Here is a 26,546-nt window from a genome sequence, read left to right as displayed (position 1 = left end):
CGGTTTTGTATTGTTACACCCATTGACATTGGACCTGCGTTCCAACTACAAGTTACTTATGGAACAAGGGTTCAACTCCATGGGCAGCGCTCAGCTCGAACGCTCGCTCGACATCCTTGAGCTGCTCGTACGCTCCGGCGGTCCGCGGCGGCTCGCCGAGATCGTCGACGAGGTCGGCGGGCCGAAGGCCACGATCCACCGTCTGCTGTCCACGCTCCAGGCGCGGGGCTACGTCACCCAGGAGCCGCGGACGTCCCTCTACTCCGCCGGCGTCCGCTGCTTCGAGCTCGGCAGCATGTGGGTGCAGAACCTCGACATGCGCGCCGTCGCCGCTCCCCTCCTCGCGCAGCTGAACGAGGAGACCGGGGAGACGATCCACCTCGCGGTCTACGACCACGGTGACGTCGTCTACATCGAGAAGCTGGAGAGCCGCCAGCCGGTCGTGGCCAAGTCCTACGTGGGCCGCCGCTGCCCGGCCACGTGCGTGGCCACCGGCCGGGCGCTGCTCGCCTTCGAGCCCGCCGAGGAGATCGAACGCGTCCTGACCGGCCCCCTGCCGGCCTACACCGCCGACTCGGTGACCGACCCGGCCGCGCTCGCCGATCTCCTGGCGGCCGTCCGCGACGAGGGACACGCGGTCAACCACGGCAGCTACCGCGAAGGGGTCGGCGGCGTCGCCGCACCGATCCGCGACCACACCGGGAGGGTCGTGGCCTCGGTCGGCATCTGCCTGCCCGAGCAGCGCTTCGGCCCCGACCGCTTCCCCGAGCTCCGCGACCGTACGGTCGCCACGGCCGTCGCCGTCTCACGGGCGCTGGGCGGCCCGGCGTCGCTGGTCACCGCCGCCCGGAATGACGCCTGAGACCCCCCGAGGAGCCGTGATGATCCCCCCGCGGAACCCGTCCGTGACCCGCCGGTCCCTGCTCGGCGGCGGCCTGTCGGCGATGGCGCTCGCCGCGGCCGGCTGCGGCTCGGCCGAGGGCCTGACCGTCGCCTCGGACGGCCGGGCCTCGATCCGGATCCTGGCGTTCCGTGCCCCCTCGCTCGGCGCCTTCCTCCCGGCCGTGATCAAGAGCCAGGGCATCGACGTCGCGCACAACCTGCGTGTCTCCTACGCCTACGCCACCCCGGACAACTACAACACCGAGTTCGCCTCCGGGCACTACGAGGTCGGCGCCAGCGCCGCCCTGCTGTCGGAGGCGCTGCGCACCGAACGCGGCGTCGCCGTGAGCTACCTGTTCAACCTGTTCGACTACTTCACCGCGGTCGTCACCTCCGACCCCGCCATCCGCGGGCTGGGAGACCTGCGCGGCCACAGCCTCGCCGCGGCGACCGGCACGACGAACCACGCGATGTTCGAGTGGTTCGCCCGCCAGGCCGGGCTCGACCTGCACAAGGTCGAGCTGCTCAACCAGACCACCGCCGGCCTGTCGACCATGGCCCTCATGGGGCGGGCCGACGCCACCGAGATCTGGGAGCCCGCCTACTCCTCGCTGCGGCACGCCAAACCCGGCATCCGCACCCTGGACCTGGGCCTGCCCAACTGGCAGCGGGCGTTCGGCACCGACCAGATGCCCTACCTCGGCCTGGCCGCCCACACGGCGTGGGCGCGGTCCCACCCGGACACCGTCGCCACCCTCTACAAGATCTACTCCGACGCCGCCACCTTCACCCGGCGCGAGCCGGCGAAGGCCGCCAAGGCCATCGCCGCCGCGATCCCCAAGGGCAAGCCCGCCACGATCCAGGCGCTCATCGAGGACAACGCCCGCCTGCGCCTCAACGTACGGCCCGCCGCCCAGCTCACCGCCGGCATCGGCGCCGTGTTCGACGCCGGACGCCAGACCGGTTACCTGACCAAGAATCCACCTGCCGGAATCGTCTACCGGGGGCTCTGATGGCCACCTCAACCGTCACGCCGCCGCCCAAGGCGGCCTCCACCACCGACTCCCGACCCGCCCGGCGCCGGTTCCGCGACCCGAGCATGCCGATCCTGATCGTCGTGCTGCTCGCGGTGTGGGCGATCGTGTCGCGCTTCACGCCCGAGTACGACGTGCCGAGCATCTCCAGCGTCGCCCGCGAGCTCGGCGACATCCTCACCTCGGGCGACTCGCTGAGCAGCCTCTTCACGACGCTGCTGCGCGTGTTCGCCGGGTTGGCCGCGTCCTTCGTCGTCGGGCTGGCCCTCGGCCTTCTCATGGGCGGCCGTCGGTTCGCCGCCCGCTACCTGCTGCCGCCGGTCCGCTTCGTCCAGGGCATCCCGTCCCTGTCCTGGGTGATCATCGCGGTGATCTGGTTCGCCAACGTGGAGTTCCGGATCTGGTTCGTGATGTTCGTCGTCACGCTGCCGGGGTTCGTGCTGCAGACGTACGACTCCTATCGGGCGGTGCCCGCGGAGCTGCGCGACATGGCGCGGTCCTTCCGGCCGGGCCGGTGGGCGCTGTTCCGCGAGCTCACGCTGCCGGCCATCACGCCGGGGATCTTCACCGCGTGGAAGGTCAACCTCGGGCTCGGCATCCGGATGGTGCTGGTCGCCGAGCTGGTCGGCGCGACTGTCGGGGTGGGCGCGCAGCTCCTGACCGCGCAGCAGCTGTTCGACATGGCGTCGGTGGTCTCGTGGACCCTGTTGCTCGCCGTCTGCATGCTGATCGTCCAGGGCGTCGTCGAACTCGTCGAGGCGTGGGCGCTGCGCTACCGGCCGTCCGCCGCCGGTCACACCCGCGCGTCCGTCACCACCCCGTCACAGAAGGGCTGATCGCCATGCCCGTCATCGAGTTCACCGGCGTCGAGAAGGCCTTCGTCGACCACCGCGCGGTGCACGATCTGACCTTCGGCATCGAGGAGGGCGAGCTGGTCAGCGTCGTCGGTGTCACCGGCTGCGGCAAGTCGACCACGTTCAACCTGATCCTCGGCCTGTTCCCGCCCAGCGAGGGCACGGTACGGGTCGCGGGGCACGACCCGTACGCGGAGTTCGACTGGTTCCGCCGTCGTGTCGCGGTGGTGTTCCAGGACGCGCGCCTGCTGCCGTGGCGTACCGCCCTGCAGAACGTCTGCATCGGGATGCGGTTCGCCGGGATCCCCAAGGACCAGTGGCAGGACCGCGCACGCGACTGGCTGGCGCGCCTCGGCCTCGCCGGGCGGGAGAACGCCTACCCGCACCAGCTCTCCGGCGGGCAGCGGCAACGCGTCTCGCTGGCACGCGCCTTCTCCGTCGACCCGGAGATCATCCTGTGCGACGAGTCGTTCTCCGCGCTCGACGAGATCACCGCACAGGGGCTGCGGCGGGAGTTCGTCGACCTGGTGCGCGAAGGCGGCAAGACCGGCGTCGTCATCACGCACTCGCTCGCCGAGGCGCTGACGCTCGGCAGCCGCATCCTCGTGCTGCGCCCGCCCGGACACCTCGCCGACGATATCGCCGTGCCCTCCGACCCGGACCCGGCCGCGCTGGAGGCGCTGCGCGCGCGGGTGCTGGCCGGCATGACCCCGGAAGGCGGCACGGAGTGACGGTGCTGAACCACGTGAGCGCCGGACCCGACGGCGACACGGCCGTGGTGTTCCTGCACAGCCTCGGCACCGACCACCGGATGTGGCGCGACCAGGCCGAGGCGCTGGGGACCCGGCACCGGGTGGTGCTGCCGGACAGCCGCGGGCACGGCGGCTCCGCCTGGACCGGCCCGCCGGCCGTCGGCGACTGGGTGACCGACCTGGACGGCGTTCTGGACGCCGCCGGCGTACGGCGGGCCGTGCTCGTCGGGCTCTCCCTCGGCGGCATCCAGGCCATCGCGTACGCCGCCGCGCACCCCGGCCGGGTGTCCGCGCTCGTCGTCGCCGACAGCTTCGCCGCCCTCGACCCGGAGGTCGCCACGGCCAAGGCCGAGGGGCTGGCCGGGCAGGCGCTGTCGGAGGGCACCGCCGCGCTCGCCGACACCTACGTCGCGGACACCTTCACGGTCTCGCCGCTGCCACCGGGAGCCGAGGTGGTGCGGTCCGCGATCGCCGGCATGGACGCCGAGGCGTACGCGGCGACCGCCCGCGCCTGCTTCGGCGCCCGGGTGGAGGACCGGCTCGGCGCGGTCCGGGCGCCCACGCTGGTGCTGTGGGGCGACCGGGACCGCAAGACGCCGCGCGCGCTGTCCGAGCGGATCGCCGCCGGCATCGAGGGTGCCGAGCTCGCCGAGGTCCCCGGCGCGGGCCACCTGTCCAACCTGGAGAACCCCGCGGAGTTCACGCGCCTCGTGGCCGGCTTCGCCGACGGAAGGAGCTGACGTGGGCAGCCGACATGAGGTCTCCCTGGTCGTCAACGGCGAGGAGCGCCGCGGCACGGCGCCCGCGCGGACGAGCCTCGCCGACTTCCTGCGCGACACCCTGGGCCTGACCGGCACACATCTGGGCTGTGAGCAGGGCGTCTGCGGCGCCTGCACGGTGCTGCTCGACGGCGCGCCGGTCCGCTCCTGCATCGTGCTGGCGGTCCAGGCCGAGGAGCGCGAGGTCACCACGATCGAGGGCGTCGGCGGGCCGGACGCCCTGAGCCCGGTGCAGGAGGCGTTCTGCGAGACCCACGCCCTGCAGTGCGGCTACTGCACCTCCGGCATGGTGCTGGCCGCGCAGGCGCTGCTGGACGCCGACCCCGACCCCTCCCGCGAGGCGATCGACGAGGCGCTCGGCGGCAACATCTGCCGCTGCACCGGCTACGTACAGATCCGCGCGGCGGTCGAACGCGCCGCGCGGACGCTCGCGGAGGAGGCCGTGCCGCATGAGTGAGTCCTACCGCTGGGTGTCCCGGCCGGGGAACATCCGTGAGGACCGGCGTTTCGTCACGGGCCGGGGGCGCTACGTCGCCGACATCACGCCGCCGGGCACCCTTCACGTCGGCCTGGTCACCAGCCCGTACGCGCACGCCCGCATCACCGGCGTCGACGCGTCGGAGGCCCTCGCGCTGGACGGCGTGGTCGCCGTGCTGACCGGTGCGGAGCTGGCCAAGGACACCGATCCACTGCGCCAGTACCTCGCGGTTCCGGAGGTCCAGTGGCGGCCGCTCGCCGCCGAGGAGACCCGGTACGCCGGGGAGTGGGTGGCCGCCGTGGTCGCCGAGTCGCGGGCGGTCGCCGAGGACGGGGCCGAGCTCGTCTCCGTCGACTACGAACCGCTGGAGGCGGTGCTCGACCCCGAGGTCGCGGCGGCCCCCGACGCGCCGCTCGTCCACCCGGCCCACGGCACGAACGTCATGGCGCACCGGGAGTTCCGGTGGGGTGAGGTGGACGCGGCGTTCGAACAGGCCGCCGGCACGTCCCGCGTCCGGTGCCGCTGGAACCGCAACTCCACGGTGCCGATCGAGACCTTCGGCGTGGTCGCCTCCTGGGACCGGACGCGCGACCTGCTCGACGTCTGGGCCTCCATCCAGATGCCGCAGTTCCCCGACCAGCTCGCGCACGCCCTGCGCATCCCCACGAACCAGGTGCGCGTGCACTTCGACGTCGACGTCGGCGGCAGCTACGGCGTCAAGCGCGGGATCAAGCACGGCGTGCTCACCGGCTACCTGTCGCGGATGCTCGGCGTGCCGGTGAAGCTCATCGAGGACCGCACCGAGAACATGCACGGCGGCGACTTCCACGGTCCCGACCGGATCTTCGACGTCGAGCTCGCCTACACCGCCGACGGCGTCTTCACCGGCATCCGCATCGACGTGATCGACGACGAGGGCGCCTACCCCGGCCGGTCGCCGCTCCAGCTCGCCAAGCCCATCGGCGCCATCGTCGGCCCGTACCGGATCGGCGGCGTCGCCTACAACGCCACCGCCGTCGTGACGAACAAGACCGGGCAGGTGGCGGTGCGCGGGTTCGGCCAGTCGCCGACGAACTACGCGATCGAGGCCGCGGTGGACGCGGCAGCGCGTGACCTGGGCGTCGACCGGCTGGAGCTGCGGCGCCGCAACTTCATCCAGCCCGAGGAGTTCCCGTACCGGATTCCCAGCGGCACCGAGTACGACTCCGGGGACTACCCGGCCGTGCTCGACAAGGCGGAGGCGCTCGCCGACCTGGCCGCGCTGGAGGCCCGCCGCGACGAGATCCGCGCCTCCGGGCGCCTGGCCGGCATCGGCGTCGCGACGTGCCTGGAGCCCGGCGGCGGCAACGCGATCTTCGAGAACGTCATGAACCCGGCCAATGACAAGACGACCTTCCCGGAGGGCTGCCGGCTCCGCGTCGACGCCGACGGCCAGGTCACCGCGGTCATCGGGATCTCCTCCGCCGGCCAGAGCCACGACACGATGGTCTCCACCCTCGTGGGGGAGGAGCTGGGCCGCGACCCGCGGACGATCGCGGTGATCCGGGCCGACTCGCTCACCGGGATGCCCTCCCAGAGCCCGGTGGGCAGCCGGATGACGATCGTCCTCGGGCAGGCGATCCGCGGCGCCGCCGACGAGCTGAAGGCCAAGGTCGCCGCGATCGGCGCGCACAACCTCGGCGTGTCACCCGATGAGGTCGGGTACGACGGCGGCGAGGTGTTCGTCCGTACGGACCCGGACCGGCGGCTCGGCTGGCGGGAGATCGCCGTGATCGCCCACCGGAAACAGCACCGGATGCCGCCGGGGATCCAGCCCGGCCTGGAGGTCGTCCACGTGGCGCACACGCCGCGGTCCGGCACCCTGGCCGCTCCGGACGGCACCGTGCAGCTCTACCCCTGCTACTCGTTCGAGGCCCACTTGGTGCTCGCGGCGATCGACCCGGGCACCGGCCGGGTCGAACTCGACCGCTACTTCATCGCGCACGACTGCGGCACCGTGATCAACCCGGACGTCGTACGCGGGATGGTGTACGGCGGCACCGCGCACGGGATCGGGGTCGCGCTGTACGAGCAGTTCGCCTTCAGCCCGGACGGACAGCCGCTCACCACGTCCTTCATGGACTACCTGCTGCCCAGCGCCCACGAGGTCCCCGACATCGCCGACGCCGAGCACTGCACCCCGTCGCCGTTCACCAGCCTGGGGCAGAAGGGCGCCGGGGAGGCCGGCTACATGGGCGCTCCCGCCGCCGTGGCCGGCGCCGTCAACGACGCGCTCGCCGCGCGCGGCGCACCACCGATCCACGCACTGCCCATCAAGCCGAGCGACGTCTGGTCGGCGCTGCGGGCGACCGAAGAACAAGGAGAGAAATGACCGATATGCCGGTGACCGATATCCACGCACACCTCGTGCCCCGCGGGCTGCTGGAGGATCTGGCCGCGGGCCGCGTGCGGTTCCCGCATGTCGAGGTGCGCCCGCACGAGGCCACGCACGTCGTCAGCTTCGCCGGCGGAACGCCCACCCGGCCGATCGCACCCGGCCTCGTCGACCTGGAGCGGCGCCGGAACTGGCTCACCGAGCAGGGGGTCGGCCGCCAGATCGTCGGCGGCTGGCTCGACATCTTCGGCTACGACCTGCCCGCCGACGAGGGCGCCGACTGGTCCACGTGCCTGACCGAGGCGATCGGCGAGGAGGCCGGCGCCGACGACCGGCTCGTCGGGCTGGGCACGGTGCCGCTGCAGGACCCCGGACGCGCGGCCGAGGCGCTCGCGGCCTGCCGCGCCGCCGGTCTGCCCGGCGTCATGATCGCCACCCGGGCGGGCGGGCGTGAACTCGACGACCCGGCCTTCACCCCCTTCTGGGAGGCCGCCGACGCGACCGGCGCGGTCGTCCTGCTGCATCCGGGCTTCGGCGGCGCCAGCGCGCGATACCAGGACTTCGGGCTGGTCAACGGGCTCGCCCGCCTGGAGGACAGCACCGTGACGCTCGCGCGGCTGCTGTACGCGGGCGTCCCGGCGCGGCACCCGGGCGCGCGGATCGTCGTCGCGCACGGCGGCGCCGCCCTGCCGTACGTCCTCGGCCGGCTGGTCCGCAACCACCTCATCAACCCCGAAGGCACCGCCGACCCGCTGGAGTCGTTCGGCCGGCTGTACTTCGACAGCGTCGTGTTCGACCCGGCCGCGCTGGAGTTCCTCGTCGGCAAGGTCGGTGCCGAGCGGGTCCTGCTCGGCTCGGACTACCCCTTCCCGATCGGCGACCTCACGCCGCGCCAGGTGGTCGACCGGGCGGAGCTGAAGGACGGCGATCGGTCCGAGATCCTGGGCGGCGCCGTCGCGCGGCTCCTGTCGTCATGAAGCCGGTCGACTTCACGCTGCACCGCCCGGCCACGACGGACGAGGCGGTCGCGCTGCTCGCCGAACACTCCGCGGACGTCAAGGTGCTGGCGGGTGGCCAGAGCCTGCTGCCGTTGCTGAACTTCCGGCTCGCTCGTCCGGAGCACCTGGTCGACCTCGGGCGGATCGCGGCACTGGCCGAGCTGCGGCGTACGCACGACGAACTGGTGGTCGGCGCCATGGTCGTCCAGGCGCGGGCCGAGGCTTCCCCGGCCGTCGCGGCGCACGCCCCGCTGCTCGCCGCGGCGTTTCCCAACATCGCCCATCCGCCGATCCGCAACCGGGGCACCGTCGGCGGCAGCCTCGCGCACGCGGACCCGGCCGCCGAGCTGCCGGCCGTCGCCCGGGCGCTCGACGCGGTGTTCGTCGCCGCCGGGCCGCGCGGGCGACGCGAGATCGCGGCCCGGGACTTCTTCCGCACCCACCTCACCACCGACCTGGAGGCGGACGAGCTGCTCGTGGCGGTCCGCTTCCCCCGCGCCGCCCCGCGCACCGGCGCCGCGTTCGAGGAGGTGGGGCGCAGGCGCGGCGACTTCGCGCTGGTCGGCGTGGCCGCGCAGGTCACCCTGGACGACGGCCTGCTCGCCGACGTACGGGTCTGCCTGACCGGCGTGGCGTCGACGCCGTACCGCGCCACCGAGGCGGAGGAGCTGCTCCGCGGGCGCCCGCCGGAGCCCGCCGAGCTGACCCGCGCCGCCGACGCGGTCCGCGACACCGTCACGCCGAGCGACGACCTGCACGCGACCGCCGGCTACCGGAAGGACGTGGCCGGCACCCTGCTGACCCGCGCCATCAGCGCCGCCTGCCGCCGTGCCGTACCCGAGGAGAACTGAATTGATCTACGAACTACGTGAGTACGTGGCCGTGCCCGGCCGCGCCGACGCGCTGCACGCGCGCTTCGCGGACCACACGCTCGGCCTGTTCGCCCGGCACGGGATGCGGGTCGCCGGATTCTGGACCGACCGGGCGGACCGCGACCGCGTCGTCTACCTGCTGGCCTTCCCGGACGCCGACGCCCAGCGCGCGGCGTGGGCCGCGTTCCAGGCCGACCCCGACTGGCAGCGGGTGAAGGCGGAGAGCGAGGCGGACGGAAAGATCGTCGCGGAGATGCACAGCCGCACGCTGGACCGCGCGCCGTACTGGCCGCACGAGACCGTGAGCTCGGAGGGCGGGCGATGAGACTCGAGAACACCTTCCGCGTGCCGCTGCCGGTCGAGCGGACCTGGGAGCTGCTGACCGACCTGCCCCGGATCGCGCCCTGCCTGCCGGGAGCGCACCTGGACGACGTCGTCGACGGCGAGTACCGGGGCGGCCTGTCCACCAAGATCGGCCCGATCACGGCCCGCTACCGGGGGACCGCCCGCTTCGTCGAGCGCGACGACGTCGGCCACCGCGGCGTCATCGAGGCACGGGGCCGCGAGGAGCGCGGCGCCGGCACCGCCGCCGCCACGGTGACCGCGACCCTGCACCCGGACGGCGACGGCACCCGCGTCGAGGTCGCCACCGAACTCTCGATCAGCGGCCGGGCCGCCCAGTTCGGCCGCAGCCTGTTCAGCGAGGTCAGCGCCGCGCTGATGGCCCAGTTCGCGAGCCGGCTGGAGGCGATGGCACGGGAGGGGACGACGGCAGCGCCCGCGCCGGTCGCCGACGGGCCGGGGGAGAGCCTCGACCTCGCCGCGACGGTGGTCGTCCCCGTGCTGCGCCGCGCCGCGATCCCCGCCGTCACCGCCGTGCTCGCCGGCCTGGCCGGCCTCGTCGTCGGCCGCTGGAGCGCCCACCGGGGATCTCGTGGCGGTGTCGAATTCGCCGGTGGTCGTTCGTGTAGGGGGTGACGGGGCCGCGCAGGGCGGCCTGCGGCACGAAGGGACCAGGTGCGATGCGTTCGATCACCGCCACGATGTTCGTCACCCTCGACGGAGTGGTGCAGGGACTCGGCCGCCCGGATGAGGACACCAGCGGCGGCTTCGCCCACGGGGGCTGGGGCCCGCGGTACAACGACGAGGTGATGGGCCGCGAGCTGGCCAAGGGCATGGCCAAGCCCGGCGACATGCTGTTCGGGCGCTCGACCTGGCAGGACTTCACCACCGCGTGGGGACGCGCGACCGACGGCAACCCGTTCACCGCGCACATGAACGCGGCCACGAAGTACGTCGTGTCGAGAACGCTCGAGAACGCCGACGCCTGGCAGAACTCGATCCTGCTGCGCGGCGAGGCCGTCGAGACGGTGGCCGAGCTGAAGGCCCGGCCGGGCGGCGACCTGTCGATCAACGGCAGCGCGTCGCTGGTCCGGAGCCTGCACGCCGCCGGCCTGATCGATCGCTACACGCTGCTGATCCACCCGCTGACCCTGGGAGGTGGCAAGCGGCTGTTCGACGGCTCCGCCCCGCCGGCCGAGTTCGCGCTGACCGGCAGCGTCACGACCACCAAGGGCGTGATCATCGCGCACTACACCCGCCGGTGAGGGAGGGCGGCGCGGTCCGTCGGCGGGGCCGCGGGGGAGGGGCCCGATCGGCGCCGCCACGCGCCTCCGTACGTCAGGGCGGGCCGGTCGCCGGCGGGTCATCATGGGGAAGATCTTGACGTAGCGCTCGTTCATGCGCAGTATCCCGCAGTAGTGCGCAAGAATGAGCAGTCCGGCGGGGAGCACGCTGGACCGCTCGCCGACCCGGCTTCCATTCGGCTCCCTGACCACGCGAGGTGATCGCGCTGAGATCCCGCCGACTGTTCCCTCCTCTCGCCGCCCTCGTGCTCGTCGCGACCTCCCTCACCGCGGGTGCGGCCTCCGCCGAGCCCGCCGTGAAGTACCGCGACGGCGCGAGCACCATCACGCTGACCACGCCCGCCTACCAGGTGGTCGTGGCCAAGCGGAAGTTCCAGATCACGACCCGCCGCGCCGGCCGTACGGTGCTGGCCACCACGAACACCGACGCCCTCGGCTTCTCCGGCCCGGACGGCCGGGTCACCGCCACCGACGTGCGCGGGGCGCGCTGGTCCCACGGCGCGCTGACCCTTCAGGTGGGCACGACCGACGCCGCCGCGACGCTGGCGGTGAAGATCACCCCCTCCGCCGACCGGTACCGGCTGGACAGCACGGTCCGGGGCGCGACGCCGGAGTCCACCGGCATGCGCTTCGCCATGGGCTCCGCCGGGCACTGGTACGGCCACGGTGAGGCGAGCACCGACGCCGGTGGCCCGTACACCGACCAGCCCTGGCCGCTCGACTCGGGCAAGGTCGCCGACGACGCGTTCGGACCCGCGTCGTACCAGATGGTGGACCCGTTCTGGTTCACCCAGTCGGCGGCCGGCATCTGGTTCGACACGCAGGACCTGATGAAGGTCTCCCTCGGCAAGGACACGCCCGGCGTCGCCGGCATGGAGGTGACCGGGACGCCGAGCCTCGCCGCCACCTTCTTCGTGGAGAAGACGCCCAAGGCGGTCTACGACGACTACATCGGCGTCACCGGCAAGCCGGCCAAGAGCGACGCGGAGCCGTACCAGTACGAGACCCCGCTGTGGAACTCCTGGGCGCAGTTCTACACGAACGTGGACCAGGCGAGCTTCCTGGACTACGTCCACCGCCTGCACGACGCCGGCGTGTCCGGCCACACGATGTCGCTCGACGACGGCTGGATGAGCCACTACGGCGACTTCACCTTCAACGGCAAGTTCCCCGACCCGAAGGCCATGTCCGACGAGGTGCACCGGCTGGGCTACAAGTTCGGCCTCTGGGTGACCCTGTGGATCAACCTCGACGCCGACAACTACAAGGTCGCCGCGGACAAGGGATACCTGCTGAAGTCCAAGGACGACCCGTCCAAGCCGTGCACGGTCACCTGGTGGAACGGCAAGGCGGGCATCGTCGACCTGGGCAACCCCGACGCCCGCGCCTGGTACGAGGGACAGCTGAAGGCGCTCCAGCAGACGTACGGCGTGGACGGCTTCAAGTTCGACACCCGCTTCTACGACGAGACGTGCGCCCCCGCCTCCGGCTACACCGCGAACGACTACGTCAAGCTGGGCGCCCAGCTCACCGACGAGTTCGACCAGCAGGGCGTCGGCGTGCGGATCCACTGGACCGGGTCGCAGAAGTACGGCTTCGTGACCCGGGAGATCGACAAGGGCACCGACTGGAGGTCGCTCCAGGCCGCCGTCCACCAGGACCTGGCGATCTCCACCATCGGCTACCCGTTCGTGGAGACCGACATGGTCGGCGGTTCGGAGAGTGAGCCTCCGCCGTCGAAGGAGGTGCTCATCCGCTGGGCGCAGGCGGCCGCCGCGATGCCGCTCGTCTACTCCTCCACGTCACCGATCCGTGTCTATGACTACGTGAACAAGAAGTGGGTCGACTACGACGCGGACACGGCGAAGCTGTACGCGAAGGCCCTGGACGTGCACAAGCGCCTCGCGCCGTACATCCAGCGGCAGGTGAAGCGCACGCTGAGGACGGGTGACCCGATCATGCAGCCGCTGTTCTTCGACTTCCCGTCGGACCAGGCGTCGTACACGGTGGGCGACGAGTGGCTCCTGGGCGACTCGCTGCTGGCCGCACCGCTGCTGTCGGCGGGCACGAGCCGCGACGTCCACCTCCCGCCGGGCGCCTGGTACGACGTGGCCCACGGCAAGGTCGTCCACGGCGACCTGAAGGCCTACCCGGCGGACCTGGGCACCCTGCCGCTGTTCGTCCGCATGGGCACCGGCGACACCAAATCCCTGATCAGCGCCCTGCGTTATTGAGATGGAAGCGGGCGGCGCCGCGCTCGGCGCGGCGCCGCGCGTTCGGTTCCGGGCCGGCACCGTCACGGCCCGGCGTCGCCGGTGAGTCCCGACAAGACCGTGCGGGGCGCCGGCCGCGATACGGCACGATGTGTCCCGGTATAGCCTTGCTGCCTCCGGAAACGACACCTTCGTCCGCCTGATACCTCGCCCCTCGCCTCGCTCGACATTACCCAGCTCGATGTGGCCATCGAGCCGGGCGCCGGGGTCAGGAAACAGGCCGTCCACGGTAGGACGCCTTCCTCCGCGCCATTGGCTGAAAGCAGCAGCACCTCCGGCCTTGCAGGTCTCTCGCTTCAGATCGGCGTGACCCGCCTCAGGGGTCCCTGCGAACTCTGTCAAGATCAATATGCGCATGACAACGCAATAATCGCGATGAGAGTATGGCGCCGGCACAGGTTAAAGGTGTCCGTAACTGCCCTGATCGCGTGCTCGAGGGACAATGATCAAGACGGTGTTTCACAGCGACGACGTGCCTCGGCAAAACCGGTTGACCCGCTTCGATGAGCTTCAGGTCAACAGTTGTTGCCCGATGCGGGTGCGCAGCGATGAGCCGGAGAACTTCCGCGCCACGGCGCGAGAACTCGACCTCGCGGCAGTGAACGTGGTGGAGCTGACATGCTCTTCGGCCGACGTACGGCGGACGCCCCGGATGATCCGAGACCACGACCCGGAGTTGTACTCGATCGTGTTTCCCCTGCGCGGCCGGGTCGACGTGGTCCAGGCCGACCGCCGAGCCACTCTCTCAGCGCGAGACTTCGCGTTGTACGACAGCCAGCGGTCCCTGCAGGTACGAATCGCTCCCGAGGGCGAGACAGCGACGCTGGTGCGTGCCCACCTGCCACGGGTCCTCCTGCCGCTGCCCGCGCGCCAGGTCGACCGGATTCTCGCGGTTCCCATGTCCGGGCGCGGAGGGGTGGGGGCTCTGCTCACCCAGTTCCTGACCAGTCTGACCGCAGGCTCGGCGTGCTACCGGCCGGCCGACATCCCTCGGCTGAGCGGCGTGGCCGTCGATCTGGTGAGCGCAACGATCGCTCACCACATCGACGCATACACCGAGATGCCGGCCGACTCCCGCCGGCGCGCCCTGTTCCTGCGCATCGAGGCGTTCGTGCAACAGCGCCTGCACGACCCGCAGATATCGCCGCGGTCGATCGCCGCCGCGCACCATATCTCTGTCAGCTATCTGCACCGTATTTTCCGTGACCACGGCACCACCGTCTCAGCGTGGATCCGCCGCCAGCGCCTTGAACGCGCGCGGCGTGACCTCGCCGACCCGACGCTGCTGATCATGCCCGTCCACCAGATCGCGACTCGCTGGGGATTCAACGATCACGCCAGCTTCACCCGTGCCTTCCACGCCGCCTATGACGTCCCGCCCAGGGACTATCGACAGCACGTTCTAAGGGCGTTGATGTAAGGCGGACCAGCCACCCGCACGACCGCCGGGCGAGGTCCCGCCACCGACGGGTCTCCCCTCGGCTCCGGGCTTTCGTACGGCCCTGGGGTCGTTTCGCGCCCGAACCGACGGACCAACCCGTCCGTAGAACGTCCGCATGCACGGCCCCTACACGGCCGTAGTGAGGCCGGCGGAGGTCACCCCTGCGTGCGCGGAAGATCCGCCGCCCCCAGACCGCCGGCCGCCCGAACGCGCCCGATGGCACCACTTCTCAACGCGCTCTGAAAGCCGGGTCGCGTCCGGGTACGCATCGTCAAGAAGCAGTGCACTCACTGTCAAAGACAACGCCCGCCGGCGCCACCACGATGGGAGTCGCTAGCGGGGCCTTCCCCCACGGGTACGGGGTCGGCTCGGCCTGAATTCGTCCGACACGTGTACCGAAACGGGGGATGTGCGCATGCCCAACCTTGACCTTGATGTTCGACCAAGGCGTCGAGATGGCGTTCGCTTGCGGCGCATAGGGACGCGAGTGGTGCTGGTCCTCGGCTCACAGGGCGTCGAGTTGAACGATACTGCCGAAGCCGTGTGGCGCCTGTGTTCGGGGGAGGTCCCGATCCAATCCATCGTCGACTCGATCGCGGACGAGTATGACGCCGAGTCCGAGCAGATCGCCGAGGATGTCATTGAACTCGTCCAAGAGTTGGAGGCCCTCGATGCGCTCGATCTGGAGCCGAAAGCGTAGCCGCGTTGACCTCGAATGGAATCGGACCAGCTAACGGCGCGCACAGTACGGGATTTCTCGCCGTCATACTCGGGCCGGACGGCGCGGGGAAGACCACGCTTAGCCGTGAGTTGCGGACCCTGGCCGCGGACTGGCATTTCGCATCCTTGCAGCCCGAGGACCTGTACCCGCTCGACGAAATCCCTGAATATAACCTTTGGGCGCTGTCCACCCATCCACGCGAGTATGTCGCGCATATGCGGCCGCTCACGCGAGTTTCGTTTTTCACTCACGTGCTATCGATGGCCTGGGAGTACCGGATGCGTCCGCACCTAGAGGCCGGCGGCGTTGTGGTGAGTGACTCCTACTGGTATCGGGCCACCGTGAAGGAGTCGGTCCACAACCCCGAGGCCGCCTTTCTCCTGGAGAAACTTGCGGCAACGATGCCAGATCCGCACCTTGTAATCTGGCTGGACATGCCGCTGACGGAGTCCTGGCGTCGGAACGGCTCCCCGACGGTCTTCGAAATCGAGGGGGCGGTTCCGAGCTGGGAAGCCTATGCAAGTTTTCAACGGCGTGTTATCGACGAAGTCAGACGCCTCCTGCCGACGCATATCCCGCAGGTGACGGTCGACGCGACCTGCCCGCCCTATGAGGTTGCCCAAGCGGTGTATGCGGCAATCAACACGGCGGCCGCAGGAGTGCGACCGCCACGGTTGGATGAAGATGTGATCTGATGGCTCCCCGATTGTCGAGATTGTATCCAGCGCCGCGGACGGGGCGGCCGCTGCCACCTATATTCACTCTGAGGACGCTCGGTTTGCCTGTTGTGGCCGGGCTTGGTGCGTTGTTGTGCTGGGCACTAGCGTGGACCGGACCCGGTTGGGCGCTGGCCGGCGTGAGCGCAGTGACGTTCATGCAACTGCTCGCTCCCGCCATTCGCCGGCTTAGCATGACGGGCGACAACTGGGTCGCTGAAGTCCAGTTCGCAGCGCCATTTCTGCTGTTCTTCTTGCCGTACATAGTGTGGTGCGTGATGTTCCCACCATCGTTGAAGCCGGCGCTGGTCGGGATCGTCGTCGCCGTCGGTATTGCCGTAGGTGTGCGCCTGACCGAATTCTCCCGACTCCGGCTCGGCTTTGACAGGGGGATGCTGGAACTGATGCCGCCTCTGCGGCGTTCCACCCTCCTGCTGCGCTCTTATCAGTCAATTGCAGCCGCGATCGGGCAGGAGCTCTTCTATCGAGGCGTGATCTTCGTGCTCCTTGCGCCGGTGTTGAATTGGGGTGTCGTGCCAGTGTCCGCAGCATTGTTCGTCGCCGAGCACCGGTCCAACCGGTGGGCGGCCACGATTTTCACGACCGGCTACCTGGCTCGTATCAGCGTTTTGTCCATTGGCCTGGCGGTTGTCGCCTACGTCGCGGACTCGGTGATACCCGCCGTTGCCGGACACCTGGCATACAACTTGGTTCCGGTATTGCAGGGGCTTTGGCACCGGCGCGTCAATCCGTACCTGGCGACTGCGACCTGAGGGTTCCGAGGCACCCTATGGTGGAGTGCTTCGATGCACTAAACAACATTTGTACGTCAAGGTTTGCGAGGTAGACGACAATGGGGGATTCTACAGGTAAGGGCGAGTTGTTTCGCCGGCGCGTACTTGCACGGGTCCTTTCTGATGCGGATTTTCGGCGAAACTTGTGTCGTGATGCAGCCGCCGCCCTCTCGGACTCGGATATGGCAGTGGAAAACGTCGCCGATCGCGTCGCGTTGCTCGAGGAGATCGAAGAGTACGTCGGATCCGACAGAGCTCGCTCGATGTCGACTGCGCCTCCGCTTACCAGCCTAGATATCACACTGGAGAAGATCCACGCTGCTCCAGAGAGCCCACGAGTCGCGTTGGTAGTAATGCCTTGGGCCGATATTCGCTGGGCGTCGATCGGGGTGTCCATCTTGCAATCCGCGTTGGACGCCGATCGAATTCCGTGCGACGTCATCTACCCTAACCTCGACCTGGCCGAGGCGGTTGGGGCGCGGGTCTACAACCGTATCGGCGCGGCGACGCCAAAGACCAGCCTCGCCGGGGACTGGATCTTCGGCCCGGCCCCCAACGACATCGACGCAGCGGAACGGTACCTGGCGGAGGTTCTCCTCGCTGAGCACGCTGACTTTTTCGACTTCGCGACGATTTTCGAGATGGGTGAGGTGCGCGCCATCGGCGCGAAATTTCTCGATGATGTGGCCGCACACGACGTGTGGGAGCACTACGACATCGTAGGCATGACCTCAACATTCCAGCAGAACATGCCCGTGGTTGGTCTGGCCGAGCGTCTCAAACGACGCCGGCCGGAGGTTACGACGATCATGGGCGGGGGAAACTGCGAAGGCCCGATGGGTCGTGCACTTCTCGAATCGTTTCCCGCAATCGACTACGTGTTCCAAGGTGATGCCGAGTCGTCGATATCCCGATTCGTCCGCGACCTACGAACGGCGGACGATCGGCGGACGTGGCTCAACGATCACTCCTACTGGTCCGAACGAGCGGAGCTGACCACTGATGGGAGGGCAGTCATCCGCAGTGACTCGATGCCGAACATGGACGACATTCCCCAACCGACCTATCACGACTTCTACGCGCGCCTCCAACGCCGCCTAGAAGGTAGTGATCTGCCTGCGGACACGGCCATCCCGATTGAGATGTCTCGTGGATGTTGGTGGGGCGAGAAGAAACACTGCACGTTTTGCGGATTGAACGGACTAACCATGTCATTCCGCAGTAAGTCTGCGGACCGCGCATTTCTGGAACTGGCAGACCTTGTCGAACGACATGGCGCGGATCCCCGTAGACGCACATACGTACTGGTCGTGGATAATATCCTGGACTACCGGTATTTCAACGATCTGCTGCCAATGATCGCCGAGTCCGATCTGCGAGTCACCCTGCATTTCGAGGTCAAATCAAACCTTCGCTATGACCAGCTGGAACTCTTGCGCGCTGCCGGCGTGCTCCATTTGCAGCCAGGTATCGAGTCGATGAGTGATCACCTGCTAGAAACCATGCGGAAGGGGACGACCCGGCTTCGCAATATTCAAACAATGAAGTGGTCTACAGAGCTCGGTATCGGTGTGTCCTGGAACTATCTGCACGGTTTCCCCGGGGAAAGTGACGATGACTACCGTGAGCTCCCGGAACTGTTCTCCCTGATCTCACACCTTCCTCCTCCTGAGCACGTCGGTCCGGCTCGCGCGGACCGCTTCAGTCCTTTTCAACAAACACCCGAAATCTTCGGCATCCGGCGATTGACCCACGAGCGCGCTTACGACCATATCTATTTCGAAACGCCGGCGGACAGGCGCAGCGATATCGCTTACTTTTTCAGGATGGAACATGGAAAGTCCTTGGCTTCCGACTTCGTCCTCGACAAAGTCCGGCAGTCGGCAGCGCGCTGGAGTGCGGCCCATCGCGATGCCCGGCTCGAGGCTACCTGGACCGATGACGGTCTGATGGTGCGGGACGAACGTGCGATGTGGAGTGGGCCGTCGGGGATGACCAAGCTGGGCCGGGAGGAGAGCAGCGTCTTGATCGCCGTCGATCAGATGCGTTCGCTCCGCGCGATCGAACGCGCACTCCCGTTCCCCGTTCCGGGTGAGCGCACCGCGAAGATCCTCGAGGAACTGGTCGAACGTGGTCTGGTCATCGAGAACGGCGGCACCTATCTCGGCTTGCCCATACTCAATCGACGAAACCTTCCCCAGGCGTCGTCCTCGCGCGTGCGTCACGCCTTGCCGCTGGTGCAATCAACGTGAGTGGCGCGGCGAGTAGTCAAACTGATCGGACGGTGTCCCGCATGAAGCCGTCGGGTGAGCCTCGCATCCGGATCTGGTCAAGAGTCGTCGGCGCGCTCAATCTCCCGCCCGGTCCGCGGCGGACGGTAGCGTGGTCAACACTGGTGAACTCTGTCGGCACGGGGATGTTCATCACCTCCAGCGCCCTGTACTTCACAGGTATCGTCGGGCTTTCGGCAGCGCAAGTCGGCGTCGGGCTCACGGTGGCCGGCTTCGTGGCGCTCAGCGCGAACTTGTCCGTTGGGCGGTTGGCCGATGGTTGGGGTGCGCGGGGCGTTTGGGCCGCATCGTTGGGTATCGAAGCCTCAGCCATGGCTGCCTTTCTCGTCGCTCGATCTTTCTGGGCATTTCTCGTTGTCGCGTGTGTGAGTCAGTTCGCCGCTGCGGCCAGTCAGACTGCGCGCCTACCGGTCTTCCGTATGGTAGGAGGTGACTCCGCAACCCATTTGCGGTCGGTGATTCGCACTATCGTGAATCTTGCCTCGAGCTTCGGAGCCCTCGTGGCCGGTGTTGCGATCTACTTCGACGTCGCGCCGGCGTACTACACGCTGATCTCTGCCAATGCGTTGACCTTCGCCGCCAACGTCTTCATTGTTCTCAAGCTCCCAAAGGTCGCGCGCACGCCGCAGCGGGCGAGAAGACGATCGGACGCGGCCCTCAAAAACTTCCCTTTCTTGCTGGTCACCCTGCTCAATTCGGTGTTGATCCTTCAAGCGCCGGTGTTCACATTCGCGCTCCCGCTGTGGATCGAGAGCAGTACCGATGCCCCGCCCTCGCTATTCGCAGTACTCGTGGTGCTGAACACGGCCGTAGTGACGCTGTTTCAGATACGCGCGGCGCGTGGAGTCGACGGTGTCACGATCGCCGGCAGGGTCATGAGAACGTCGGGCTTCGGGCTTGCGGTCTCTTTCCTGGCGATCGGGGCGAGCTCTCTCTTGGGAACGGTGGGCGCGGTCGTTGTGTTGATCGCGAGCATGACCCTTTTGTCTTTTGCAGAGATCCGTTACGCAGCGGCCGAGTTCGAGTTGAGCTTCGGACTCGCCCCTAAGGAGTTGCAGGGTGAGTACGGCGGCGTATTCACGCTCGGTCTCGGGCTGGCAACGTCTGCTGGGCCTTATCTATTGGCAGTTGGTGTGCTGAGTACCGGGCTGGTCGGCTGGGTCGCGCTTGCCATTGTCGTGAGCGTTGCGAGCCTTTTTGTTCCGCACGCTGTGGGCATGGCCGACCAGCGTTTGAAGGCAATGAAACTAGAAGCTTTCCAGTAGATATTCTTCTACCATTTATGGTAGAATGAATTAATGCTTAGTCAATGGTATGAAAGGAGGTGTGGCGGGATGAAGAAGCGCTATGTGAAGCCGGCGGTTCGTAACATCGACCTTCTCGGTGCGCAGCTGATCGACTAGCTCTAGTCGAAACACTGGTCCAGTGCCCATTCATTGATCAAGAAAGGCGTCGAGATGGTGACGACGCTCACCGAACACGAGCGAAGTGAACTCTCTGAAGTGGCGTCGACCGCGACAGGGTGGGCACTGGACCAGGCAACGCTTGAGGCATTGAGACGTGCTACAGGACGTTCTGAGGCCCTCAAGAACCTTGCGTCTCGCGTGCTGCGAGAAGTCAATGATCACGGATACTGCCTCGTTCACGACGTGCCGACTCGATCTGATGAGGAATTGGCGACATTCCTGGGGCTGGTGTCGACCCTCTCGAACGAGGGCAACGGCGGCGAGTTGTTTTTTACTATATCCCCGACGGCTGGCGAGGGCGAGGTGGCTGACGTGTCGAGAACCGGGGCGCCCTTCCCGTTCCACTCCGACTCGACGTATATGATCCATCCTCACGAGATGCTCGGTCTGGGGTGTGTCGTCAACGATTCCGGCGGTGGCGACTCCAGCTTGATACGGGCGGCGGATATCGCCGCCCAGGTCGAGTCTAAAGCGGGCCATGAGGCCTTGCTCGCGCTCCAGGATCCAGTGTTCCCGTTTTTCCTGCGTGATCCGGTCGTCGGCTACGGCGTGCAGAAAGTCCCCCTTCTACGGCGTGTCGCAGACGAGTGGCACGTACGGTATCGCAGCGACGTCTTGGAGGCACTGCTACCAAAGTACGAGCTGGACGAACGACACGGCAGGGCGTTGCGCATTTTTCAATCCGTGCTCGCTGATCCGCTCGATGACGTCGAAATCATTATTCGTCTGCAACCACGCGACTATCTCCTGATCGACAACCGTCGCGCGCTCCACGCGCGGACGGCGTTGGGAAAAGGCGCACGCGAGCTGCGACGCTCCAAAGGTTACTTTCTTAACTCGAGGTATCACACGATCATCTGACGCTGTAGGACATCCGGCATCAGGCGTTGGGTGCTATCGGTGCGATCGGATATTAGGGGGAGTAGGTCGTGAGCGACGAAGACGTGGGGCCGGGATGCTTCATCAATGGTCGTCTTACCCCGGGAAACGGCGCCGTGCTCGACGTGCGATCGCCCTGGAATGGTGAGCTGGTCGACCGCATATCCACCGCATCGGCCACCGACGTTGCCCGCGCTGTGTCGGCTGCCGAGGAGGCTTTTCTTGACTGGCGTGAAGCACCCACGCCGCGACGTGTCGCCGTCCTGACCGCTCTGGCAGCGCTGCTGGATGATCACGCTCAGGAGCTTGCCGTCCTCCAGGTCCGGGAGAATGGCAAGGCGCTGAACGTGCGTAACGCCCAGCGTTACGGAGACCACCTGCGATACTCCGCGCATCTGCTACAGATGCCGAGTGGGTACGTCGTGGAGCCGCCGGCCGGGTCGATGCGCGTCCACACGGAACGAGTGCCGATCGGCGTTGTGGCCTGCCTAACGCCGTGGAACTCGCCGATCAACCTCTTGCTGTGGAAGTTGGGGCCGGCGATCGCGATGGCCAACACCGTTGTCGTAAAGCCATCAGAGGTCACCCCGCTCTCGACGCTGCGGCTCGCAGAGTTGGCCACGAAGGCCGGCTTGCCACCAGGGGTCCTCAATGTGGTGTCGGGTGACGCCGCGGTCGGCCGTGCGCTCGTCGAACACCCTTCGGTCGCGCGCATTGCGTTCACTGGTTCTTCGGCCACCGGTGAGCAGGTCGCGGTAGCCGCTGCGCGCGGTCTTCGGCCGGTCTCGCTGGAACTCGGCGGCAAGAGTGCCAATGTCGTGTTCGGGGACGCTGACCTCGAACAAGCGGTACGCGGTGCGGCCAACGGGGCGTTCGGGGCGGCCGGGCAGGCATGTATGGCGGGCTCGCGCATCCTGGTCGAGAGATCCGTCTACGACGAGGTGCTCCACGGCCTCGTTGCCGCTGCCGACGCCATCCGCATCGGTAATCCCCTCGATCCGTCGGTCGACATGGGCCCGATCGCCTCGGCAGCGCAATTGCAGAAGATCGAAACGATGGTTGACGAAGCTGTCGCGGGCGGCGCGTGCGTTGCCGCAGGTGGAAGGCGCGAGTACGTCGCCGAGCTGCCCGAAGGGTTCTTCTACCGTCCGACCGTGCTGACGGATGTGACCCCTGACTCACGGATATTCCATGAGGAGGTCTTCGGCCCAGTGGTGTGCGTCATTCCCTTCGAAAGCGAGGATGAAGCCGTCCGCCTGGCCAACAGCACCAGATATGGGCTGGCGGCCGGGGTCTGGACGACCGACCGCCGGCGCTCGGATCGAGTCGCCAGCCGTCTGATCGCCGGCACGGTGTGGGTGAACACCTATCGCAAGCTTGCGCACAATGTGCCGTTCGGGGGTATGGGCATGAGTGGCCTCGGCCGCGAGAACGGGCCCGGCTGCCTCGACGAGTTCAGCGAACAGAAGGCTGTGTGGGTCGATCTCGGATCCGACGTTCGCGACGTGTCCGGTCTGAGACGAACAGGGAGAGCGATCCACCACGAGTGAGGCCTCATAAAGGCTCCTGCAGCCCCGCGATTCGTGAACCAAAGAAGAGAGGAACTCGGGCTGTGTCGTTTCCAAGTCCGAATGTCGATGGGCCGCTCGCCCTGGGTGGAAAGACCTTTATCGTCACTGGCGGTGGGTCCGGGATCGGGCTGTGCACGGTCAAGCACCTTGTCGCGCTGGGTTCGTCGGTCGTCGTGGTCGACATCAACACCGATGCGGTCACAGGTCTCGACGGTGACGTCAGGGCGGTGTGCGGCGACGTGACGCTGCCGAGCGTTGCCGATCGGGCGCTCGAGATCGCCACGGCCAGTGGGCGGCTCGACGGAGTAGTGTTCGCCGCCGGTACTTCTTCGGCCGGTTCGATGACTGAGATCGAGCTGAAGGACTTCGATGAGGACTTGGCCCGCAACCTGACCGTGCATCTGCCGCTGTCACAGGCGGTCCTGCGGCACCGGACCACCCAGCGTGTCGGCGCTCAATGTTCGTTGGTTTACATCGCGTCAAAGCAGGCGGTGGCCCCCAGCTCGGGCTTCGGCGGATATCCGATCGCCAAAGGCGCAGTGCTCCAGTTGGCTCGTCTTTTTGCTCTCGAGGGCGCCCCGCTCGGTGTGCGGGCGAACACCGTCAATCCCGGCGCGGTGTTCGACGGCTCAAAGTTCTGGGAGCAGGGTCTGTCCGCGGAAAAGGCTCAGTCGCACGGTGTCAGCGTTGCCGAGCTTCCAGACTTCTACGCGAAGCGAACACTCCTGGGCGTACGGGTGTCGCCGGCAGATGTCGCGAACGCGGTCCTCTTCCTGTTGTCACCACTTAGCAGAGCCACCACGGGCGCGGTCATCAGCGTCGACGGCGGACTGTCCGTCAGCTTCGCGAGGTAGCGATCGGCATGCGGCCGACGACGAGGTCACGCTCTCCGGTAAGCGCGGGAGGCGCTACGGCTCACGACGACGAGCATCCGGCGACGTACACCCACAAAGGTTTTCGGAGGTAACCATGTGCGGAATCGCGGGTGTCGTCACCTGGGGCTGGGACTCATCTGAGCTCCGCACGGTCGAGTGCTTGTTGACCGCCCTTGAACATCGGGGCCCTGACGCGCAAGGGATAATTTCACGCGGAGTCGGGACTATCGGTTCCGTTCGTCTATCGATTGTCGATGTCGCCGGGTCGAACCAGCCGATCTCTTATAGAGACGAAGACATTCACGTGGTCTTCAATGGCGAAATCTACAACTATGCACAACTGCGGAGAAATCTTGAGAGTGCCGGCCACCGGTTCTTGACCAATGGCGACGGGGAGGTGATCCTGGCGTCGTACCTGCACGATGCCGAACGGTTCACTGAGCAACTGGACGGAATGTTCGCCTTTGCCATCTGGGATGCACGCCGTGAAAGTTTGATCATCGGTCGCGACCGGATGGGCATCAAGCCCCTCTATGTGTACGCTGGGCAAGATCGACTGGTTTTCTCGTCGGAGCTGCGGTCGCTGATGACGGATCGGCACGTGCCCGCCGACGTTAGTCGTGACGCCATCGCGGACTATTTTACCGTCAGGTTCTCTCCACCCACGTGTAGCCCATTTAGCCAGGTGCGTAAGATCGAGCCGGGGACAACTGTCGCCTTCGACCAGCGGCATCCGTTCGGTGTTGTTCGTGCATCTCACCGACTTGCGTTTCCCACTTTCTCCGGAGAGGAGAGGGATCGGAGATCCTTGGAGGAAGCGTTGCAGGAATCGGTATCGACAACGCTTGCTCCGGACATGCCGCCCGCGACGTTCCTCAGCGGCGGGCTCGATTCAGCGACCGTTTCCGCATTGGCCGCGCAGCAGATGGGCCGGATTGATGCATTCAGCGTCGGGTATGCCGAAGATGTTTGGCAAGACGAGACCCCATACGCCATCGATGTCGCGCGGCATATCGGCGCTCGGCACGATATCACGCACCTCGTCGAAACAAGTGTCTCGGAAGCCTTCTTGGCGACGCTCCGATCTCTGGACGAACCGATCTATACCCCCGTGTGTCTGAGCACCTACGCCGTTAGCGAGATGGCGGCACGCACACACAAGACAGTGCTGGCAGGGGACGGCTCCGACGAGCTGCTCCTGGGCTACGAGCACATGCACAAGGCGCATCAGGCATCACTTCGAGGCAAGCCCTGGCGAGACGAGTACTGGAGCGCACTCGGGTGGTGGTCAGCCGACGATCGCCGAAGGGTCCTGGACGACGACATGCTCAAGCGATGCGCCCCGGAGGTCTCGCAGGAGCGATTCGGATTCGCCGAACTCGCCGCAAGTGGGGTCGATGCGGCAGAGGCGGTCCGCTGGTTCGAGGTCACATCCAAGTTGCCGGAGTACCACCTGTCGCGCGTTGACAGACTGTCCATGGCTCATGGACTTGAAGTGCGCGTCCCATTTCTCCGCGACAGCGTGGTGGATTGGGCCATGTCGCAGCCTGCTCGAGCGCTGATGGTGGGCCGGCCTAAGGAGGCGCTCCGCTTCGTCGCGCGGGGGCTGGTCCCCTCGAGTGTCGTCGATCGTCCTAAGCAGAAGTTCTCCGCTCCGGCTTCGGCGTGGCTCGCCGGGCCGATGCGCGACATGACTCTCGACCTTCTTCGAGACGGTGTCGGCGCGGAGGAACTCGGTTTGGATGTCAACGGGCTCGCACGGCTTGCCGCCGGCTTCCACCGTGACCCGCGGGCAAACACCAGGACCGTGTGGGGGATCGTGGTATTGCTTGCGTGGTACCGATCCCTCTTTGATCACATCCGTCAGGTCCGCAGTGCAAACGCATCTTGAGGTTCGTCTGTTTGCCGCCGCAGATGGGAAGCCTGCACGGTCATGTATTGCGTCTTGGTGTTGCCTCCGACTGCTGAGGAACTGGCATGAATGGACAGCCATAAGAGTCTCGCTGGGGACCGAGTATCAATCTTAGGAGTTTTGTCGATGGAAAAGAAACTTGTCACGCTCGTAGACCTCGACCAGCTCTTGCGTGACCGGCTCGACCGTAGCCTCGTGGACGTGGTGGGTGATATCGATCCGAATCCGGACGAGGCACTGTTTTGGAGCGGATCCTGGCTCGATGGATTCGCCAACTCACGATCGGACATCGATCTGTATCTGGTGACGCCGAGCTTCCGTTCCTCCGGTGGAGTGCCGGAGGTAACCGGTCCGGGGATGCCACCTATGGAAATGACGGTGGTCCCGGGACCGACACGCCTTGATCTCACGGTGGTTCCTCTCGATCTACTTCGCAAGGTCGGTAGCTTTCTCGACGGGTTGGACACCGACAACGATTACCCAACCGCGTGGAGTGACAATCTTCGTGAGTTCGTCCACCGGCTTACGATTGGACTTTCTTTGGTCGCGGACTCTCCGTTCGAGGAGTTCCAATCGCTGGTCGATCCGGAGAAATTCCGCGGCTATCTCAAGCGTTTCTACCAGAACCGTGCGGATAGCCTGTTCGAGGATGTGCAAGGTCTGCTCGACGAAGGGGATACGGTCTCGGCTGCCTTGGTCGCGCGTGACCGCATGGAAGCCGCTTTCGACATGTACTTGGCGACGATCGGTGAGACCAACACGCGCGTCGACAAGTGGCGATGGAAGAAGATTCAGCGCTCGTTCCATCCAGATGATGTCGTGGTGGAAAAGTTTCGTGCCTGCGTCGCTATCGACCAATCGGCCGGTATCGACAGTCGGGCGCTCACGAAGGCCTGTTTGGCCCTCGGTGACGAGATGATCCTTCGCGCAATATGAGC

24 protein-coding genes are annotated in these 26,546 nt (G+C 67.1%); all 24 read left to right on the top strand.

Going from position 1 to position 26,546, the window contains the following annotated elements; translation table 11 throughout:
* The first annotated feature begins 58 nt into the window (after positions 1–58).
* Entirely contained in the window at positions 59–862 is an 804-nt protein-coding gene (locus OG417_RS37265) for an IclR family transcriptional regulator (protein ID WP_329239239.1), read from the top strand.
* A 19-nt stretch (positions 863–881) separates the two neighbouring features.
* A complete protein-coding gene (locus tag OG417_RS37260; protein WP_329239236.1) occupies positions 882–1,895 on the top strand; it encodes an ABC transporter substrate-binding protein in 1,014 nt (337 codons plus the stop codon).
* Positions 1,895–2,752: an ABC transporter permease gene (locus tag OG417_RS37255; RefSeq protein WP_329239233.1), complete on the top strand. Its 858-nt coding sequence runs from the start codon at positions 1,895–1,897 to the stop codon at positions 2,750–2,752. Before OG417_RS37260 ends, OG417_RS37255 begins: the two co-directional genes overlap by 1 nt.
* Before the next feature lie 5 nt (positions 2,753–2,757).
* On the top strand, positions 2,758–3,501 hold the full coding sequence (locus OG417_RS37250) for an ABC transporter ATP-binding protein (RefSeq protein ID WP_329239230.1): 744 nt from the start codon (positions 2,758–2,760) through the stop codon (positions 3,499–3,501).
* Positions 3,502–3,503: 2 nt separating this feature from the next.
* A complete protein-coding gene (locus tag OG417_RS37245) occupies positions 3,504–4,262 on the top strand; it encodes an alpha/beta fold hydrolase (protein ID WP_329239227.1) in 759 nt (252 codons plus the stop codon).
* A gap of 1 nt (position 4,263) precedes the next feature.
* Positions 4,264–4,758 carry a (2Fe-2S)-binding protein gene (locus OG417_RS37240; protein ID WP_329239225.1) on the top strand — a complete coding sequence of 165 codons (495 nt, stop codon included), beginning with the start codon at positions 4,264–4,266 and terminating at the stop codon, positions 4,756–4,758.
* Positions 4,751–7,150, top strand: a complete 2,400-nt coding sequence (locus OG417_RS37235; protein WP_329239222.1) for a xanthine dehydrogenase family protein molybdopterin-binding subunit — start codon at positions 4,751–4,753, stop codon at positions 7,148–7,150. The genes OG417_RS37240 and OG417_RS37235 overlap by 8 nt, the downstream gene beginning before the upstream one ends.
* Positions 7,147–8,130, top strand: coding sequence for an amidohydrolase family protein (locus tag OG417_RS37230; protein ID WP_329239218.1), 984 nt, complete (start codon positions 7,147–7,149; stop codon positions 8,128–8,130). Before OG417_RS37235 ends, OG417_RS37230 begins: the two co-directional genes overlap by 4 nt.
* Positions 8,127–9,002 carry an FAD binding domain-containing protein gene (locus tag OG417_RS37225; RefSeq protein WP_329239214.1) on the top strand — a complete coding sequence of 292 codons (876 nt, stop codon included), beginning with the start codon at positions 8,127–8,129 and terminating at the stop codon, positions 9,000–9,002. Before OG417_RS37230 ends, OG417_RS37225 begins: the two co-directional genes overlap by 4 nt.
* A 1-nt stretch (position 9,003) precedes the next feature.
* Complete coding sequence (locus OG417_RS37220; RefSeq protein ID WP_329239211.1) at positions 9,004–9,348, top strand: NIPSNAP family protein; 345 nt, start codon at positions 9,004–9,006, stop codon at positions 9,346–9,348.
* Positions 9,345–10,001 (top strand): SRPBCC family protein, encoded by a 657-nt coding sequence (locus tag OG417_RS37215; RefSeq protein ID WP_329239208.1) that lies wholly within the window; start codon positions 9,345–9,347, stop codon positions 9,999–10,001. The genes OG417_RS37220 and OG417_RS37215 overlap by 4 nt, the downstream gene beginning before the upstream one ends.
* Before the next feature lie 44 nt (positions 10,002–10,045).
* Complete coding sequence (locus OG417_RS37210; protein ID WP_329239205.1) at positions 10,046–10,630, top strand: dihydrofolate reductase family protein; 585 nt, start codon at positions 10,046–10,048, stop codon at positions 10,628–10,630.
* 236 nt (positions 10,631–10,866) lie between these two features.
* Complete coding sequence (locus tag OG417_RS37205; RefSeq protein WP_329239202.1) at positions 10,867–12,903, top strand: glycoside hydrolase family 31 protein; 2,037 nt, start codon at positions 10,867–10,869, stop codon at positions 12,901–12,903.
* Between the two features lie 481 nt (positions 12,904–13,384).
* Complete coding sequence (locus OG417_RS37200; RefSeq protein ID WP_329239198.1) at positions 13,385–14,362, top strand: helix-turn-helix domain-containing protein; 978 nt, start codon at positions 13,385–13,387, stop codon at positions 14,360–14,362.
* Positions 14,363–14,870: 508 nt separating this feature from the next.
* A complete protein-coding gene (locus OG417_RS37195) occupies positions 14,871–15,083 on the top strand; it encodes a PqqD family protein (protein WP_329239195.1) in 213 nt (70 codons plus the stop codon).
* A 5-nt stretch (positions 15,084–15,088) separates the two neighbouring features.
* Positions 15,089–15,799: a dTMP kinase gene (locus OG417_RS37190; protein ID WP_329239193.1), complete on the top strand. Its 711-nt coding sequence runs from the start codon at positions 15,089–15,091 to the stop codon at positions 15,797–15,799.
* 161 nt (positions 15,800–15,960) lie between these two features.
* Entirely contained in the window at positions 15,961–16,593 is a 633-nt protein-coding gene (locus tag OG417_RS37185) for a CPBP family intramembrane glutamic endopeptidase (protein ID WP_329239190.1), read from the top strand.
* Positions 16,594–16,802: 209 nt separating this feature from the next.
* Entirely contained in the window at positions 16,803–18,866 is a 2,064-nt protein-coding gene (locus tag OG417_RS37180; RefSeq protein WP_329239187.1) for a RiPP maturation radical SAM C-methyltransferase, read from the top strand.
* Between the two features lie 143 nt (positions 18,867–19,009).
* Positions 19,010–20,170, top strand: coding sequence for an MFS transporter (locus tag OG417_RS37175; protein ID WP_329239185.1), 1,161 nt, complete (start codon positions 19,010–19,012; stop codon positions 20,168–20,170).
* 192 nt (positions 20,171–20,362) lie between these two features.
* A complete protein-coding gene (locus tag OG417_RS37170; protein ID WP_329239182.1) occupies positions 20,363–21,232 on the top strand; it encodes a TauD/TfdA family dioxygenase in 870 nt (289 codons plus the stop codon).
* Between the two features lie 68 nt (positions 21,233–21,300).
* Entirely contained in the window at positions 21,301–22,800 is a 1,500-nt protein-coding gene (locus OG417_RS37165) for an aldehyde dehydrogenase family protein (RefSeq protein WP_329239179.1), read from the top strand.
* A gap of 62 nt (positions 22,801–22,862) precedes the next feature.
* On the top strand, positions 22,863–23,675 hold the full coding sequence (locus OG417_RS37160) for an SDR family oxidoreductase (RefSeq protein WP_329239176.1): 813 nt from the start codon (positions 22,863–22,865) through the stop codon (positions 23,673–23,675).
* Positions 23,572–25,587 carry an asparagine synthase (glutamine-hydrolyzing) gene (gene asnB / locus OG417_RS37155; RefSeq protein ID WP_329239173.1) on the top strand — a complete coding sequence of 672 codons (2,016 nt, stop codon included), beginning with the start codon at positions 23,572–23,574 and terminating at the stop codon, positions 25,585–25,587. The genes OG417_RS37160 and asnB overlap by 104 nt, the downstream gene beginning before the upstream one ends.
* A 147-nt stretch (positions 25,588–25,734) precedes the next feature.
* The gene (locus tag OG417_RS37150) at positions 25,735–26,544 is read left to right on the top strand and encodes a hypothetical protein (protein WP_329239170.1); all 810 of its coding nucleotides are present in this window, start codon (positions 25,735–25,737) and stop codon (positions 26,542–26,544) included.
* Positions 26,545–26,546: the final 2 nt, after the last annotated feature.

Origin of the sequence: Actinoallomurus sp. NBC_01490, assembly GCF_036227085.1 — a bacterium.
In the GTDB taxonomy this organism is placed as follows: domain Bacteria; phylum Actinomycetota; class Actinomycetes; order Streptosporangiales; family Streptosporangiaceae; genus Actinoallomurus; species Actinoallomurus oryzae.
The sequence above is the reverse complement of the archived record's forward strand: the minus strand, read 5'-3'. Positions and strand labels throughout refer to the sequence as shown.